The organism is Lentiprolixibacter sp., from assembly GCF_982873095.1.
The window spans coordinates 1-16,925 of sequence record NZ_CEYNTP010000031.1 but is presented as its reverse complement, the minus strand read 5'-3'; the positions used below and the strand labels follow the sequence as shown (position 1 = coordinate 16,925).

Sequence of the window (16,925 nt, the reverse complement as noted above, 5' to 3'; positions counted from 1 at the left end):
CGGCATTACCGCTCAGTGGACTTCCCCAGCTACCGTTATACGTTACTGCAGGTTGCATAACCGAAAGGCCCTCTGAATTTGGGACGTATTGTGCCAATGCTTCGAGGTCATCCAGGATCCAGAAGGACCGGCCAGAGGTAGCCACCAGGAGATCTCCCTGATGCACTTTAAGATCGGTTATCGGGGTAACCGGAAGGTTGAGTTGGAAAGGTTCCCACTTCAGGCCTCCATTCCAGGAAATGTATATCCCTTTTTCCGTACCAGCGTATAGCAGGTTTTTCCGGGTACCGTCTTCGCGGACTACCCTGGTGAAAGCACCATATGGGATACCTTCGCTTATCTTCGTCCATGATTTGCCATAATTCGTGGTCTTGTACATGGCCGGTGTATAGTCGTTGAATTTATATCTGGTAGTCGCTATGTAAGCTGTTGCAGGATCATGAGGAGAAATGTCAATGGCATTCACAAGGCACTCCTGCAGTCCTTTTGGGGTGACATTTTCCCATGTTTCCCCTCCATTCCGGGTAATATGCACAAGGCCATCGTCACTTCCGGTCCAGAATACACCAGCTTCATGGGGCGATTCGATCATATAGGCTATTGTACCGTAATTTTCGGCCCCCACAGCTTCATTCGTGTAAGGCCCTCCTCCTTTGCCCTGTTTTTCATCCATATTACGGGTCAGGTCCGGGGAGATTTCCTCCCAGGTAAGTCCCATATCCCGTGTCCGCAGTACCAGCTGGGCACAATGGTAAAAGGTGCCCGGTTCGTGTTGTGACCAGATAATGGGTGCATTCCAGTTGTACAGGTATTTCATGTCACGTGCCGCTCTGCCCAAATACTGAATGGGCGCGGCCATGACCTTGGTCCCGGATTTGGAATGCATATCCAGGGCTTCAATAGTGCCCAGATAACTACCTCCCATTACATACCTGGGGTTATCAGGGTCAAATGCCAGAAAGGCACTCTCACCCCCTGCCGAATAGGTCCAGTCTTGTTCCCCAATACTCCATCGCCCTGCAGACAAGCTGGCAATACGCACGGAGGTGTTGTCCTGTTGTCCCCCGTAAAGATTGTAAGGGAACAAGTTGTCTGCATTTACACGATAAAACTGAGCTGTTGGCATGTTGGACTGGGTAGACCAGGTTTTGCCGCCATTAAAACTTATAGCTGCCCCTCCATCATTGGCGATCACCATATTTTCCGAATCAGACGGGTTGATCCACAAATCGTGGAAATCCCCGTGCGTCCCGCGTAACCGCTCCCAGGTTTTGCCGCCATCAATGGACTTGAGGGCCGGCGCACTTAGCACGTAGACCGTATGCTCATCATTGGGGTCAGCAAATACTTCAATATAATACCATGCCCTTTGTACCAGTCGGTTATCACCACTCACCATACGCCAGGAAGCGCCTGCATCGGTTGAGACAAACAGCCCTCCCTTATCCTTGTCCGAGTCACTTTCGATCAGTGCATAAACACGATCAGGGTTTGCAGGACTTACGGCTATAGCCATTTTTCCTTTTTCTTCAGGTAATCCTTTGTGAATTTGTTTCCAGCTCTCCCCCCCGTCTGTAGACTTGTATAAGCCACTGCCCGGGCCACCGCTGATTACTTTGAACGGGGTCCGCTGGTGTTCCCACATGGCCGCATAGAGTATCCCCGGGGACGAAGGATCCATGGACAACTCTACTGCGCCTGTTAGTTCATTTACAAATAGAATCCGCTCCCAATTATCGCCTCCATCTGTCGTTTTATATACCCCACGTTCCGGGTTGGGACCGTAAAGGGCCCCCTGAGCGGCTACATATACTACATCCGGGTTATCCGGGTGGATGATGATACGTGATATGTGCTGGGTTTTATCAAGGCCGATCTTCTTCCAGGTTTTTCCAGAATCTGTGGATTTATACACCCCGTCTCCGTAGGAAGTCATCACCCCTCTCGGAGCGTGTTCCCCCATGCCGCAATAGACCACATTGGGATGTGATGAAGAAACAGCAACCGCGCCGACGGATCCGGTTTCAAAGAACCCATCGGAAATATTTTCCCAGCGTTGCCCGGCATCCCGGGTTTTCCATAAACCACCCCCTGTGGTCCCCATGTAATAGGTTAGGGGATCACCTACTACTCCGGTAGCCGTTACAGACCTGCCACCCCTGTATGGGCCAATGTTCCGATACTTTAAGGGGGCAAAATATTCTGATGCCGTTTGGGCCAGTCCGGTGGTCAGGGCCAAACCTATTGCCAGAAGCAAGAATTGCTTTTTCATAATCATTTCAAATAAGTTTTTTCAGGGCACTATTCTTCAATAAACAGATAATTCAATTTCAAGGCATTGAAGGCCTCATTGAAACTCGAGATTTCCTGGTCCACAAGCTGATCAAAAGCAGTAAGCTGTTCCCTGATCTTTGCAGACAGTTCATTTTTCACCTGCATGTCCTGCGCTGTAGGAGGAAAATCATCGATGGAGACCAGGCTGTTCAAATGAGCAAGTTTGTTCGTCAGCCTTATCGGGAAATTCAAAGGGTCCTGACCACTTCGATTCTTCGTTTGGTACAGTGCCTTTTCTATTGCCTCAAAATCAGACTTCATTTTTTTGGCTTTCTCGCGTAACTCCTTTGTACGTTCGTCATCGGCATATTGCTTCATGAATGTATCGAGTTGCGTGGAGATCTTCCTGATTTTCTTAATGGATTGGTGTGCACGGTCCACGGTGGTATTCACCTCGGTGATGAAATCATATTGCTTCTTCATATCAGCCACCGAAACCTCAGCCCTCGGATCCGGGATAATTTTAAAAGGCTGGGTTTGGGTCTCCCCATTAACATTCAGGTGCACAAGATAATCTCCGGGAACTGCCTTGGCTCCGTTGAGGTTTGCCCACCAAAGGATCATGCCTTTTAGCCTCTCCGCTCCTTTACCACGGGTATCCCATACATGGGTATTTCCTCCTTTCTTTGCCTTAAGGGTTTTCTTTTTGTCTTTTGCATAGGTGCTAAAACTGCCCAGGGTATCCCCTTGTACAGTGGTATAGGTAAGGGCAATACTGTCTTTCTTATCAAAATCCCTTAGATAGAAATGCGTCACCACTCCATTGGGATGGTTTTGTCCTGCCGTCTTTGAAGGAGTAGATGCTGCCCTGCCCTTGGTACGATAGGCATCTTTGGGGGCAAAGAGAATGCTTGAGGCCGTTTTCTTGCTGTTGTCTAACTGATGCAGCACCGTGAGATCATCCAGGATCCAGACACTCCTCCCCTGGGTAGCAACCACAAGGTTGTTGTCTTTAATGGCCAAATCTGTTATGGGAACAATGGGCAGGTTGAGCTGGAAGGGTTGCCAATTTCCGCCATCATCAAAAGATATATACATCCCTGTTTCTGTTCCGGCATACAAGAGGCCCTTTCTTTTGGGATCTTCACGGAGTACCCTGGTGAAATGCTCACTCTTGATGCCATTGGTAATCCGCGTCCAGGTATTCCCGTAATCCGTAGTTTTATATAAGTACGGGGTAAAATCTCCCAGTTTGTATCGAGTGGCTGCTAGGTAACAGGTCCCTTCATCAAAGGCAGAAGGTTCAATACTGTTCACCATGCTCCACTCCGGCATACCCGGAGGGGTAACATTTTGCCAGGACGCCCCGCCATCCCGGGTGACATGAACAAGCCCGTCATCGCTCCCCACCCAAATCAGGCCTTCCTTCATCGGGCTTTCATTGGCTGCAAATATGGTACAGTAATATTCTACCCCTGTATTATCCTGGGTTATAGGCCCTCCGCTGGAAACCAGTTTATCAGGGTCATTTCGTGTGAGGTCTCCGCTCAGTAATTTCCAGCTTTGCCCTTCATCTGTACTCATGTGTACATGATTGGAAAAGGTATAGAGTTTTTTAGGGTCATGCTTACTGAAAATTATGGGGAAATTCCACTGGAAGCGATATTTCATCCCTTCAGCACCATAGCCCATGGGGTTATCAGGCCATACATTGATTGCCCTGACTGTGTTCGTTTCATGGTTCACACGGGTTAAAAAGCCCCCGTAGCTCCCACCGTATACGATATCATTATTAGTTGGGTCTACCGCGATATGGGCAGACTCCCCTCCTGCCGTGGGCTCCCAGTCATCTTCCCCGATACTGGATCCATCGCTTCGGTGCCTAATTCTGACGGTGGAATTATCCTGTTGCGCCACATAAATGCGATAGGGAAAATCATTGTCCGTGGTAACCCTGTAAAATTGGGCTGTAGGTTGGTTGTAATACGTACTCCAGGTGGTCCCACCGTCATAGGACACCTGTGCCCCTCCATCATCACCGATGATCATACGCTTAGAGTTTTCCGGAGAGATCCACAGGTCATGATGATCTCCGTGAGGAGCGTTAAAAGTCTTGAATGTCTTTCCCCCGTCGGTTGATTTGTGATAGCGTACATTTAAAACATATACGACATCTTCATTTTCCGTGTCGGCGTATACGCGGGTATAGTACCAGGCCCTTTGGCGAAGTTTTCGTTCACTGTTAACTAACGTCCATTTTTTACCCCCGTCATCCGATCGATACAATCCTCCTTTGTCTTTATTCTCAACGATGGCCCATACGCGATCTGAATTTTTGTGCGCCACGGATACGCCTATAATTCCCAGAGTGTCTTGTGGAAAGCCCTCATTCTTTGAGATCTCGGTCCAGCTTTCACCACTGTCTGTACTTTTCCACAATGCTGATCCTTCACCCCCGCTGCTCAGACTGTATGGGGTACGCTTGGCCCGCCAGGTAGAAGCATAGAGGATCCTGGGGTTATTGGGGTCCATTACCAGATCCACTGCACCCGCCTGATCATTTACAAAAAGGGTCTGCCTCCATGTGGCCCCTCCATCTGTACTTTTATAAACTCCCCGGTCCGGAGTGGGCTTATAGATGTTTCCAAGAACGGCGGCATAAACAATATCCGGATTGTCTGGGTGTATGCGTATTCTGGGCACATGCCGACTTTTTTCGAGACCGACAGATTTCCACGTCTTACCGGCATCTACCGTCTTCCAAACTCCATACCCGGAGGAAACATTCCCCCTTAAGGTCTTTTCACCTCCCCCGACATAAATAACATTGGGGTCGCTTTTTGCCACTTCAACAGCACCAATACTTCCTCCGAAAAAGCCATCCGATATATTTTCCCAGCTTCGGCCCCCGTCTGTGGTCTTCCAAACTCCTCCTCCGGTAGCCCCAAAATAAAATAAATTGGGTTCCCCGGGAACTCCTGTTACTGCAGCTGACCGGCCTCCCCGGAAGGGGCCAACAAGGCGGTATTGCATACTGGAATAGAGAGATTCCGGATACGTAACGGTTGCCTGAGCAGTTTTTTTGCGTCTTTGTGCATTTATGGATTCCGGTAGTAAGGAAAAGGTGAGGATAGCCATCCCCAACAGTAATGGTAAGCGTTTCATTTGGTGTTCTTTTGCGTTAGTCGGCACTAAATGTAGGGAAAAAGAGGCAGATAATAAACGGTATTAAGGCGGGCATGGAAGCTAAAGATTTAGTACTTTTCATAAGCGTGTAAATCTGTATCCAAACAAAATCCAGAACACCATGAGACTTCCATATGCTTATAAATCTCTGTTTTTAATGTTCTTGATGTTGGCCTCTGCCTGCGAACGGGCTCCCGAGCATCATGCTCAATCCAAGGGGATCACCAAGACCTACGTTGATCAGCACAACGGGTATTCGGAAGCTGTGGTGATCACATCAGCTGATCACAAAACCATATATGTTTCGGGACAAATAGGGGACGGACCGGATCTGGAGTCGCAAATGCGGTCGGCTATTGGGCGGCTCAAGGGGTTACTGGAAAAAATGGATGCCAGCACTGGGGATATCGTAAAGATGAACACCTATATTGTAGGTTACGAAGAAGCCCAATTGGACCTTTTCAGGGACCTTCGAAAGGAATTGCTTGGCGATGAAAAAATGCCGGCAAGTACCCTAGTTGGCGTCCAAGCCCTGGCCAGGAAGGAATGGCTGATAGAAATTGAGGCCATAGCAGTTGTTCCCTTAAATACAGATGAATGAATCTGCGCATATTTATTACACTGTTCCCACTTGCTTGCTTGCTGCTCAGCAGCTGCTCAAGAAGTGGTGAGGGGAATTTTAACATGAGTTCCCTCAGCAAAAAAGTGCTGGAAAATCCTAATTATAAATCATGGGCACATTATCTCGGTGACCCCGAACGCACCCACTTCTCCCTCCTTTCTGAAATAGATACCAGCAATGTTTCCCGACTCGTTCCCGCCTGGAGCTATGTGAGCGGTGAAATTCCTGAAGGCCGGAATACACAGATACAAACCAATCCCCTGATCATAGGTGGCACCCTTTATGGGATCAGCCCCACCAACGCCCTTTTTGCCCTGGATGCCGCTAATGGGAACCTGAAATGGGAATTTCAACCACCAGGGAAAGACCATACCGGATTAGGCTTAAGCCGTGGTCTCCTTTACTGGTCAGATAAAAACGGCAATGACCAACGTCTTTTCTACGCTTCAGGTTACCAGTTATACGCATTGGAAGCCGCCAGCGGAAATCAAATCACCACCTTTGGAAAAGAAGGATATATAGACCTAAGGCAGGGCCTGGGCAGGGATCCCAAAAAAGTTCCCATTGTGATGACCACGCCCGGCGTAATCTACCAGAATTTATTGATTACAGGTCATCGCACCTCCGAATCACCGGGTGCCGCCCCGGGGCATATCCGGGCCTATGACGTACTCAGCGGAGATTTGGTGTGGATCTTCCATACCATCCCACAACCCGGGGAATACGGCTATGATACCTGGCCTAAGACCGCGTATCAAACTTCTGGGGGCGCCAATAATTGGGCGGGAATGGCTCTGGATGAAGACAACGGTATTGTATATGTGCCAACGGGTTCTGCAGCGTTTGACTGGTACGGAGGTGACCGGATAGGTGACAATCTGTTTGCAAACAGCCTGATTGCATTGAACGCGGCTACAGGTGAACGCTTATGGCACTTTCAAATGGTGCACCACGACCTTTGGGACCGCGATCTACCTGCTCCTCCCAACCTCATCGACCTGGAAAAAGACGGTACGTTGATCCCTGCAGTAGCACAAATCACAAAAAGTGGTCATGTTTTTGTTTTTAACCGTCTTACCGGAGAAGCTTTTTTCCCAATCAAAGAATTTCCTTTTCCCGGTACAACCCTGGAAGGGGATACTGCAGCATTAACCCAACCCCTCCCCCTTATTCCAGCACCCTTTGCACGCCAACGCGTGGAGGTGGAAGATCTATATGCTCCCAACCAGCCGGCATTCGTGGATGACTTTATCGACAAAGAGCAGAACATTTCACCTCCAACCGTAAAAGAAAAGCTGGAACAAGTTACTTCCCAGGGTCAGTTTATTCCCATTGACACTACCGGGGTAATCCTGTACCCAGGAGCCGACGGGGGTGCGGAATGGGGGGGCGCCGCAGTGGATCCCAGAAGTGGGGTTATGTATGTAAATGCCAATGAAATGGCCTGGATAGTGCGTATGGCACGTGTGGAAGGGGCAGGGGCTGGCTTATCTCCCGGGACCCGCTTAACCCGCGTCCATTGTGCGCGCTGTCATGGAGGGGAGCTTCAGGGGGTAGACGCTATTCCAGGACTGCGGGGCATCGAGGAAAAATACAGCCAAAATGAAATATCTCACATAATTAGCAAGGGAAAGGGAGCAATGCCTGGGATGCCTAATATTGACCAGGAAGAGGTGGAAGCGATTTCCGCCTATTTAACCGGCATGGAATCGTCTGAAGCTGACGATCACCGTGCTGAAAAGAATACCACCCTTCCCTATGCCATGGTGGGCTTCGGCCGTTTTAAAGATAACAGGGGGTATCCTGTGGTAAAACCTCCATGGGGTACTTTAAATGCCCTGGACCTAAATACAGGTGAATACCTGTGGCAGGTTCCGCTGGGTCATGAAAAAGGCTTTGACGATCCCGAGTATCCCGTAAGCGGTACCGAAAATTATGGCGGTCCTGTGATCACTGCCGGTGGGGTTTTGTTCATAGCAGCGACCCGGGATGAAAAATTCAGGGCTATCCATATGAAGAATGGGGAAACACTTTGGGAAACGAAATTACCTGCCGGGGGTTACGCCACTCCAGCCACTTACGAAATAGGTGGGAAACAATATGTGGTAATCGCCTGTGGGGGAGGTAAAATGGGAACACCTTCCGGTGCTACCTATATGGCATTTACACTTCCCGAAAAATAGGGTTTGAGGATTATGTGCCCTTTTTATGATACGGATTGGAATAATCGCGTAACTTATAGGGCATAAAACACTAAATATCTTTGAATTATTAAACAACTAAACCAAAAATCATGAAGACTACACTTTATTTACTGCTGGGTGGCTTGCTGATCATGAGCTGCCAGGAGAAAAAACAGATTGACCAGGCTGCTGAAGCCGAAGCATTAATGGCCATAAGCAGGGAATGGGCACAATCCCAGAGCAATGAAGAGTACCTGAGCTACTGGACAGAGGATGCGCAATTAACACAATCAGGACAACCCATGATGCGGGGGCATGAGGCGATCATGGAAATGCTTGAGGGAACATCCGAAATTCCAGGATTCAAAGTAATGTGGGAGCCTTACGAAGCCTATGTTTCCTCCAGCGGAGACCTGGGTTATTTACTGGAAAAAACCTCATTTACCATGAATGATTCCCTGGGAAATCCAATGACGCAATACTTCAGAACCGTTACCATATGGAAAAAACAGGAAGATGGCAGCTGGAAATGCGCTGTAGACCAGTTGAGTGAGGATCCCACTTTAAGTTCAATTAAATAATACCTTACAGATTGGATCGCATATATAGGTAGCATGGATTACTCAAAAAGGTATTCCCATTATTGTTGGATAAGTATTGTACTACTGCTGATGTCTCTTTACTCCACGCATGCCCAAAAACCCAGAGCCAGGGACCTGGGGATTGAAATTGGTGTTTTGCAGCCTGGCCCTTTGAATAGCATTACGGACACTCCCGGGGTTTTGGTAGGGCATACCACGCTGATCAGGGAACAGCATATCCGTACCGGAGTAACGGCTATTTTGCCCCACTCCGGTAACCTATTTCAGGAAAAAGTACCTGCGGCTATTTATGTAGCAAATGGGTTCGGCAAACTCGCAGGTTCCACCCAGGTGAAAGAACTGGGGGTCCTGGAAACCCCGGTGGTCCTGACCAACACCCTTAGCGTCCCGACTGCTATGGATGCGGTTATCTCCTATACCCTGAACCTGGAAGGCAATGAACAGGTAAGATCTGTAAATGCCCTGGCCGGGGAAACCAACGACGGCTTTCTGAATGACATACGTGGACGGCATGTTAAGGAAGAAGACGTGCTGGAGGCCATCAGGCAAGCTACCGGGGGAGCAGTGGCCGAAGGCAACGTGGGTGCCGGAACCGGTACGGTCTGCTTCGGATATAAGGGGGGAATTGGAACGGCCTCCCGCGTACTCCCGGAAAAAGTAGGAGGATACACAGTAGGGGTGCTTGTGCAGTCCAATTTTGGAGGTGTCCTGAAAATCAATGGAACGCCCGTGGGCAAGCAGCTGAACAATTACAGTAAGAATTTTATGTACGACGCGGACGGCTCCTGTATGATTGTCGTGGCAACCGATGCGCCCATCCTGGCCAGGAATTTGGAAAGGCTTGCCAAGCGGGCAATTTTAGGTCTGGGCCGTACGGGGGGAATCACCTCCAATGGAAGCGGCGATTATGTCATTGCTTTTTCAACCTACCGGGAAAACCGAGTACCGTATGCGGCAGAAAGTCCGGTTAGAACAGTACAAGTATTGAATAATGATGCGATGAGCCCTCTCTTCCTGGCTGCGATCGAAGCCACGGAAGAAGCCATTATTAACTCCCTCTTTGCAGCTGAAACAATGGAAGGCAGGGACAATCATGAGGTTAAGGAATTACCAGTAGCGCAAATCCTGAAGCTCATGAATAAAAACTGATTCCCTTTTATAACTTGCTGTAAGCCTTGTGTCTCCTGTTAACAGGATAAAAAAGAAAGCCTCCGAAATTTATTCGAAGGCCTCCTCCCTCACTAACCCCTGCCGCTGGCAGTTACTCCTTCGGCTTTCTTTTCACAGAGAGCTTCAGGATCAACGAACCCAGCAGTGCAACTAACAAAACAATACCTAACCATATTTCTTCTGGTCGTACTTCATCGAATCCATTTTTAGCAAAATGCCAGCCTCCACTTAGTATCAGGAAAGCAAATAACAGGAGCCTTGGCATGGTGCCTCTGTATCTGAATTTTTTCATCTCACCCGTATTAGTACCAACCCATACAATTTCCATATTCATATAGGGCAAGCGCCACGCCAACCCATCCCAGAGTTCGGGAAGCAATTTTCCTTATGGCTTTTTTTGCCAGCGTTTCAGTGATATTACCCTTGAGAAATTCTACTATGGCATCCACCCCCACGGCGATAAGCATGCACTCCATCCAGTCTGGTTGTGCTTCATTCAGGGAGTTCTGCTGGGCAAATAGTCTTAAGTCAAAGATTTGTGCGCGGTTAATGGATCGGGCGTGCCCCTGCTGTCTTTCCGCTGATAAAAAACAAAGGCCCGCCAGGATAATCCTGGGATCGTTGGGGTCCTTAAATTCCCTATTGAGGAAATCATCCGTTATCCCATAAGTCCGCAACAGTTTCCTGCTTTGTTCCAGGGCAGGGTTCAGGGCTGACCTAACAGCATCATCCTTTTCCGTAATTCCCTTCCTGCCCGCATTCTTAAAAAGGAAAGCAGATTCCTTTAAAGCGGATTCCAGTCCGTCCAATGCCAATTCCCTTTCCACATTTTTGTATTCCGGCGTATCAGCGTGCTTTTGGCAACCTACTCCCCCAAAGTACAGCAGAACTATTGCTAGTCCGATCATCCTCTTTTTGATCAATTTCCCTTTTATTTTATACACCTTCATTTTCATTTTTCTTGTTTTTCGTTACAACTAAATTCTCTATTCATCAAACCATGGCAGTAATGTGGCTCGAATATATAGGGGGCAGCCGCAGCATGCATGCAGCTCAAAAAAATTCAGGCAAATAAAAAGGAGGGTGTACTACTAGCTGGCGATCTGCAGCAGGGATTTTACCTCTTTTCTCAAATAAAATCCGGTAACCAGGGTAGACAACACATCAGCTATGGGGAAAGAGATCCAAACCCCCAGTTCCCCCATAAAGGAGGGCAAAATGAGTATTAAGGGAATGAAGAAGAATCCCTGTCGGGTTAGGGTTAAGAGAAGGGCCGGGACAGCCTTGCCAACGGCCTGGAAGTAGGCAGCACCAATAAGTTGAAGGGCAATTATGGGAGTAGCGGCAAACACCCATCGCATCGCAGAAGGGGTATGTGCGGCGACAAAAGCATTGGTGAGGAGTTCCTGTTCAGAAATATCGGGCCGGTTGCTGAGAAAGAGGGCCGTTATGGCATCGGGAAAAATCATAAGTCCCAGGAAGACCAGGGTGGCCATATAGGAAGCGTATTTGATCGCTGTATAGATCGATTCCTTTACCCTGATATACCGGTGGGCCCCGTAATTATAACCGGCAATGGGAAGGAAGCCTTGTGTGACCCCGAATACCGGGAAAAAGGCAAACATCAGCATCCTTCCTATGATCGCATATACTGCCACCATCGCTTCTCCTCCAAGGTTAAACAGGATGTTGTTCATCAACAAATAGGTAATACTGGTCACCGCCTGTCGTGAAAGGGTAACCACGCCAAGGGCGCCTATTTCCCGCAGAATATTACGGCTGAGGAGGAAGTGATGGCCCTGTATCTTTAGTTCGGAATTCGGGGAGAGAAAGAAATATATAATGTAGCCAAAACAAAGGAGGTAGCCTGCTGTGGTCGCCCAGGCAGCTCCATGCATGCCCCAATCCAGCAGATAGATGAAAATATAGTCCAGTACCAAATTCCCAACAGAGGGGATGATCATCGCAATCATGGCAAACCGCGGTTTCCCTTCTGCACGGATTACCGTATTGCCCATCATACAGAGGGCAAGGAAGGGCACCCCATACAACACGATGGTATAGTAGATTTTAGCAGGCTCAAAAATGAGCCCTTTGCCCCCGAATGCCGGAATTAACTCGTTGATATAGTAGAGGCCGAGGACCACCATGGAGATGGTTACGAGGAGGGTCAGGCTGATCTGGTTACCAAAGGTTAAGCGGGCTTTTTCTTTATTGTCGGCCCCCAGCGCCCTGGAAATAACACTGCTTCCTCCAATCCCTATGGCCATCCCAAGGGCTGCGATAAAAAAGGAAACCGGTAATACTACGTTGATCGCCGCTATGGCTATAGATCCTATCCAATTCCCTACAAAGATGGTGTCCACCAGAATATTCAGGCTCATCACCAGGATACCGATAGATGCAGGTACTGCCTGCCGAACCAGCAACCTGCCGATGGGTTCCGTCCCGAGCTGATCTGAGGACACCCTGGCCATTACACTGGTAGGGATTGGTCATGCTCCCAATTTCGGATCCACTTTACCATGAGGGCCACCCAGGCGTCAGAATCGTTGAGGCAGGGGATGTGCTTGTAGTGTTCCCCCCCTGCTTCTTCAAATTGTTCCTGCCCTTCCATGGCAATTTCCTCCAGGGTCTCCAGACAGTCGCTCACAAAGGCTGGGGTTACGACAGCCAGCCTTTTTTTGCCTTCTTTAGCCAGGCGTTCAAATTCAAAATCGGTGTACGGCTTAAGCCATGGGTCACCGGCAAGCCGGCTTTGAAACGAAGAACTCACCTTGTCTTCTTCCAAATTCATCTGCGCCTTCACACGTTCCGTAGTATCGTAGCATTGGTGCCGGTAACAGGTATAGTGGGCTACAGAATTTGTAGTACAACACGTCCCATCGATCTTACAATGGAATTTGGTGGGATCTGATTTCCGGATGTGCCGCTCAGGTATTCCGTGATAGGAAAAGAGGATATGGTCATATTCAAAATCCTTTAAGCCATCGGCAATACTGTCTGAGAGCACCTTGATATAGTCCTCATTGGAATAAAAGGCCGGCAGGGTTGTGATCTTCATCCCCGGGAACTTCTCTTGCTGTACTTCCAGTGTTTTTACCACAACGGTCTCATAGGAAGACATGGCATAGTGCGGATATAGGGGAACGAGCAATACATCAGTAACTTCTGCCGCTTTCAGCTCGGCAAGGCCTTTTTCGATGCTCATCGACCCGTAGCGCATCCCCAACGCTACTGGTAGCGATAGCTCTGCACTTACTTTATCCCTAAAGCGTTCAGAGATGACGATCAGGGGTGAACCTTCGTCCCACCATATTTTTTTATAGGCCTTGGCCGACCGTTTTGGACGGGTCTGCAGAATAATTCCCCTCACCAATATATTCCTCAACCATTTGGGTACATCAATGACCCTTTCGTCCATTAAAAATTCGTCCAAATAAGGTTTTACATCCTTTGGGGTAGGACTATCCGGAGACCCCAGATTAACCAGTAATACTCCCTTTTTCATAAGAAATTTTTGTTAAGCCCGTGAAATTTTATGATTATTGCTTCTATATTTAGGCACGGCACCGGGTTTTTACCCCCGTACTATTTTAACAGCGCAAAAATACTACTTACCTGTAATCTGCGTTGAAAATAGGAGATTACTTTTTGATGCCTACATAAGCTTTCCCTATGGAGTAACCGCCCTGAGGGATGTTTCCCCTGACAAGGGGAGGGAATAAAAAAGCGGGTGCCACACCTGCACCGGTTTATAAACAAACCAAAAACGACATCGATAATGCGCACGTGTTGCACAGGACTTTTGCTTTGCCTTTTCATGGCCCTGAATGCCCAGGAACCCAACAGCCTGCTGTGGGAAATCCAGGGTAACGGCCTGGAAAAAAGCTCCTACCTCTACGGAACCATGCACGTGAGCAAGAAAATTGCCTTTCACCTCGACGATGTTTTCTACGAAGCCCTTCTCGCCAGCGAAATGGTGGCCCTGGAATCCGATCCGGGCACATGGCTGGAATCCGATACAGACCGGGCTGCCGGTCGTTATCACCCGGGTTATGGGTTCAGGCCCAAAGGATTTTATTCCCGTGCTTTCCAATTCCATCCCCCGGAGAAAAGGGACCTGGCGAAGTTCCTGGCATCCGAGGACCGGTTAGTGAACAATATCCTTTACCGCACCAACGAATACAATCAGAATTTCGAGGAGGACACCTACCTGGACATGTTTATCTACAGGGCCGGGGCAAAGTTCAATAAGCCTGTAATTGCCCTGGAGGACCTTGAAGTTGCCAATGCATTAGTTGGCCGGGCCAGTAAGAATGCGATGAAACAAAAACCGGATGAGTGGCTGCAGAAAATGATGGAAAAGCAAGACCTCACCTATCTCATGCAGGATGCCTACCGGGAGCGGAACATCAGCTTGCTGGATTCCATAGACAAGGCCATGTACACGGAGTACTACCGACAGAATATGCTTTACCTCCGCAATGAGCAAATGGCGGAAAAACTGGATTCCGTGATGCATCAGGCCAAAGTATTTGCTGGTATTGGAGCGGCACACCTGGCGGGAGATAAAGGGGTGATTGCCCTCCTGAGGGCCAAAGGGTACACGGTAACCCCGCTGACGTCAGATGCGACGAAAAAGGGTAAGGCACTAAAAGAAAAGGTGGAATCCAAGATCAGAAAAAATACGCTGCGCCGCTATGATGCAGAAGACGGGTTCTTTTCCGTAGCACTTCCCAATAAACTCTATCCTGTTGAGCTGGGGAATAAGGCTACTTATGTGGCACCGGACCTGGCCAACGGGAGTTACGTCATTATTCACCGTATCCCGAGTTTCCGCTTCCTGAACAAGGGCGAATTGCCGGACCTCCGGGATATGGATCAAATGCTGTTTGAAAACATCCCCGGTAAAATCACAGCGAAACGAAATATATCAAAATCAGGATACCCGGGCCTGGACATTCGAAACGAATTAAAAAATGGGGATCAGCAACGCTATCAGATCTTCTCTACTCCCCTTGAGATCCTGATCCTGAAAATGGCAGGTCCTGGGAACTATGTATCTGTTTACGGTGACCAGGTTTTCAAAAGCCTGAAATTTAAACAAGCGGATATTGTCTATTCAAAGGTACATTCAGCTTACGGGGATTTTGAGCTGCTGATGCCTCATTGGTATCACTTCTATAACCCATCCGGATTTGGGGACCGGTATATTGAGGGTTATGACCCGGATGCCAACACGCATTATTTCCTTAAAAAAACCACCCTGAATGATGTGGAATACCTGGAGGAAGACGCCTTTGAACTAAAACAGATACAGCAGCGTTTCTATGAAGACCTCGATTTGGAACCGCAATACGGCGAACCAAAAGAAAACAGCCTCGTTTCACAGGCCCTTATAGCCGATGAAAACGGAAAAAGCCTTTACCTGAAATCCCACCTCCGGGGAAGTGACTATTATTTATTGGGGTGCACCACAAAGGACAGTGCCCGTGCCCAAAGATTTTTCAGCTCATTTAAGATCAACCCTGCCAAATACGAAGCGCCGTTTAAAAAAGTCGTGGATACCGCCATGTTCTTTACAACGGTGTCAAACATAAAACCCCAGCACTTTGTAGAAAGCTCCAGGAATGGACGCAACAGGAGTAAGAAGGTAAAACCATACGAGGCGTATTCCAAGAAATCACGTTATCAGAACAAAAACAATGAGGCCATCGTTGTGGAACTCAATAAGGCCCATGACCTGATGGCCTTTTCGAATATCGATTCTGTGTGGAGGCTCCGGCAATCACATTACGAGAAGAAGAATTTTAACCTCATCAATACCCGGCAATCAGATAAAGAAGGGAAGATATTTGAGTTTCAATACACCCTGTCTGATAAAAAGAGTTCCCGTGGGATCCTGGTTAAGAATGTGCTTAAGGGCGGGTTGCTCTATGAGCTTAAGACGGTGGTGGATACGATTAATGCACCCAGTGCGTTCGTTCAGAAATTCTATGACAATTTCGTTCCATTGGACACCCTGATCGGAAGGGAAATGCTACAAGATAAAACTCGGGATTTCTTTGCGGCCCTCAGGAAGAAAGACAGTATTCTCCTCAAGGGATACCGCTATCCCATATTTGAAAAAAAACACATAGACTCATTGGTCTTCTACCTCAGGCACCATACGTTCGGGCGGGATCAGAAGCAAATAGAATCGCATTTGATCACTACACTAGGGGCTATCGAAGACCCGAAAGTAGTGGCATTTTTCAAGGAGCATTATCCAAAGTCGTTCAAAAACTCAATGGCACAGGCCAAGATCCTGCAGGCCATCGCCGAAGGACAAAACCTGCAATCTGCACAGCTCATACTTGATTTACTGGCACAGGACCTCCCCCTGGCAGCCAATTCCAAGGAAATCGATAAAATCTTTTCTCCTTTCAGGGACAGCCTGCCCCTGGCCAAGCGCTTGTTTCCGGATATCCTTCAATACAGCACAATAGCCGAATACAAACTTCCCATTATCTCCATGCTGGCCAAGCTGAAAGCTGCTGGCGATATTAAGGCAGGGAGCTATCGTTCCTATAAACGGCTTATCCTGAACGATGCCCGTATTCAGCTGAAGCGGCATCTCGGGCACGTCAGCGGAGAAATGGCACACAATACAAATGCTTCTATAATCGGAAGGCGCCAGACCGCACAGCTCCTCAAGGATTATGTGGTAGTGCTTTATCCGTTTAAGCGGGATAAAGCTGTTCAGGATTTTTTCCAATTATTGTCCCTTGTAAAGGATCCGGATATCAAAACCACTTACGCCCAGCGCTATGCCCTGGACGACGAACATGCGCCACTTTCCCTTATTGATTCCCTTGCAGGGGACATCAACAGCAGGCTGCTGAT

The 16,925-nt window shown here is 48.4% G+C and carries 11 protein-coding genes; 5 read left to right on the top strand and 6 right to left on the bottom strand.

The features are described from left to right. Positions 1-2,272, bottom strand: a 2,272-nt coding sequence (locus AC4E7D_RS03620) for a WD40/YVTN/BNR-like repeat-containing protein (protein ID WP_490172445.1), incomplete at its 3' end; no start/stop codon positions are given. 29 nt (positions 2,273-2,301) lie between these two features. Next, positions 2,302-5,412: a VPS10 domain-containing protein gene (locus AC4E7D_RS03615; RefSeq protein ID WP_490172446.1), complete on the bottom strand. Its 3,111-nt coding sequence runs from the start codon at positions 5,410-5,412 to the stop codon at positions 2,302-2,304. Between the two features lie 205 nt (positions 5,413-5,617). On the opposite strand from AC4E7D_RS03615, the gene AC4E7D_RS03610 reads away from it, so the two are divergent. From AC4E7D_RS03610 to AC4E7D_RS03595, 4 genes are all read left to right on the top strand, one after another. Then, positions 5,618-6,061, top strand: coding sequence for a RidA family protein (locus tag AC4E7D_RS03610; protein ID WP_490172444.1), 444 nt, complete (start codon positions 5,618-5,620; stop codon positions 6,059-6,061). Continuing rightward, positions 6,058-8,265: an outer membrane protein assembly factor BamB family protein gene (locus tag AC4E7D_RS03605; RefSeq protein ID WP_490172443.1), complete on the top strand. Its 2,208-nt coding sequence runs from the start codon at positions 6,058-6,060 to the stop codon at positions 8,263-8,265. The genes AC4E7D_RS03610 and AC4E7D_RS03605 overlap by 4 nt, the downstream gene beginning before the upstream one ends. A gap of 110 nt (positions 8,266-8,375) precedes the next feature. Beyond that, complete coding sequence (locus tag AC4E7D_RS03600; RefSeq protein ID WP_490172442.1) at positions 8,376-8,846, top strand: YybH family protein; 471 nt, start codon at positions 8,376-8,378, stop codon at positions 8,844-8,846. Positions 8,847-8,879: 33 nt separating this feature from the next. Next, positions 8,880-10,016: a DmpA family aminopeptidase gene (locus tag AC4E7D_RS03595; protein ID WP_490172441.1), complete on the top strand. Its 1,137-nt coding sequence runs from the start codon at positions 8,880-8,882 to the stop codon at positions 10,014-10,016. Positions 10,017-10,128: 112 nt separating this feature from the next. Here AC4E7D_RS03595 and AC4E7D_RS03590 read toward each other — a convergent pair whose 3' ends face one another. From AC4E7D_RS03590 to hemH, 4 genes are all read right to left on the bottom strand, one after another. Beyond that, complete coding sequence (locus AC4E7D_RS03590) at positions 10,129-10,329, bottom strand: hypothetical protein (protein ID WP_490172440.1); 201 nt, start codon at positions 10,327-10,329, stop codon at positions 10,129-10,131. Between the two features lie 10 nt (positions 10,330-10,339). Then, complete coding sequence (locus AC4E7D_RS03585) at positions 10,340-10,993, bottom strand: hypothetical protein (RefSeq protein ID WP_490172439.1); 654 nt, start codon at positions 10,991-10,993, stop codon at positions 10,340-10,342. 135 nt (positions 10,994-11,128) lie between these two features. After that, positions 11,129-12,514 carry an MATE family efflux transporter gene (locus AC4E7D_RS03580; protein ID WP_490172438.1) on the bottom strand — a complete coding sequence of 462 codons (1,386 nt, stop codon included), beginning with the start codon at positions 12,512-12,514 and terminating at the stop codon, positions 11,129-11,131. After that, a complete protein-coding gene (gene hemH / locus AC4E7D_RS03575) occupies positions 12,514-13,548 on the bottom strand; it encodes a ferrochelatase (RefSeq protein ID WP_490172437.1) in 1,035 nt (344 codons plus the stop codon). Before hemH ends, AC4E7D_RS03580 begins: the two co-directional genes overlap by 1 nt. Positions 13,549-13,821: 273 nt before the next feature. Between hemH and AC4E7D_RS03570 the strand changes: the two genes are divergently transcribed. Then, positions 13,822-16,925, top strand: a 3,104-nt coding sequence (locus tag AC4E7D_RS03570) for a TraB/GumN family protein (RefSeq protein WP_490172436.1), incomplete at its 3' end; no start/stop codon positions are given.

What these genes read in the sequence shown, in the direction of transcription:
- AC4E7D_RS03615 (WP_490172446.1), bottom strand. Translation starts at nt 5,412, where the DNA reads ATGGCTATCCTCACCTTTTCCTTACTACCGGAATCCATAAATGCACAA.
- AC4E7D_RS03610 (WP_490172444.1), top strand. Translation starts at nt 5,618, where the DNA reads ATGTTCTTGATGTTGGCCTCTGCCTGCGAACGGGCTCCCGAGCATCAT.
- AC4E7D_RS03605 (WP_490172443.1), top strand. Translation starts at nt 6,058, where the DNA reads ATGAATCTGCGCATATTTATTACACTGTTCCCACTTGCTTGCTTGCTG.
- AC4E7D_RS03600 (WP_490172442.1), top strand. Translation starts at nt 8,376, where the DNA reads ATGAAGACTACACTTTATTTACTGCTGGGTGGCTTGCTGATCATGAGC.
- AC4E7D_RS03595 (WP_490172441.1), top strand. Translation starts at nt 8,880, where the DNA reads ATGGATTACTCAAAAAGGTATTCCCATTATTGTTGGATAAGTATTGTA.
- AC4E7D_RS03590 (WP_490172440.1), bottom strand. Translation starts at nt 10,329, where the DNA reads ATGAAAAAATTCAGATACAGAGGCACCATGCCAAGGCTCCTGTTATTT.
- AC4E7D_RS03585 (WP_490172439.1), bottom strand. Translation starts at nt 10,993, where the DNA reads ATGAAAATGAAGGTGTATAAAATAAAAGGGAAATTGATCAAAAAGAGG.
- AC4E7D_RS03580 (WP_490172438.1), bottom strand. Translation starts at nt 12,514, where the DNA reads ATGGCCAGGGTGTCCTCAGATCAGCTCGGGACGGAACCCATCGGCAGG.
- hemH (WP_490172437.1), bottom strand. Translation starts at nt 13,548, where the DNA reads ATGAAAAAGGGAGTATTACTGGTTAATCTGGGGTCTCCGGATAGTCCT.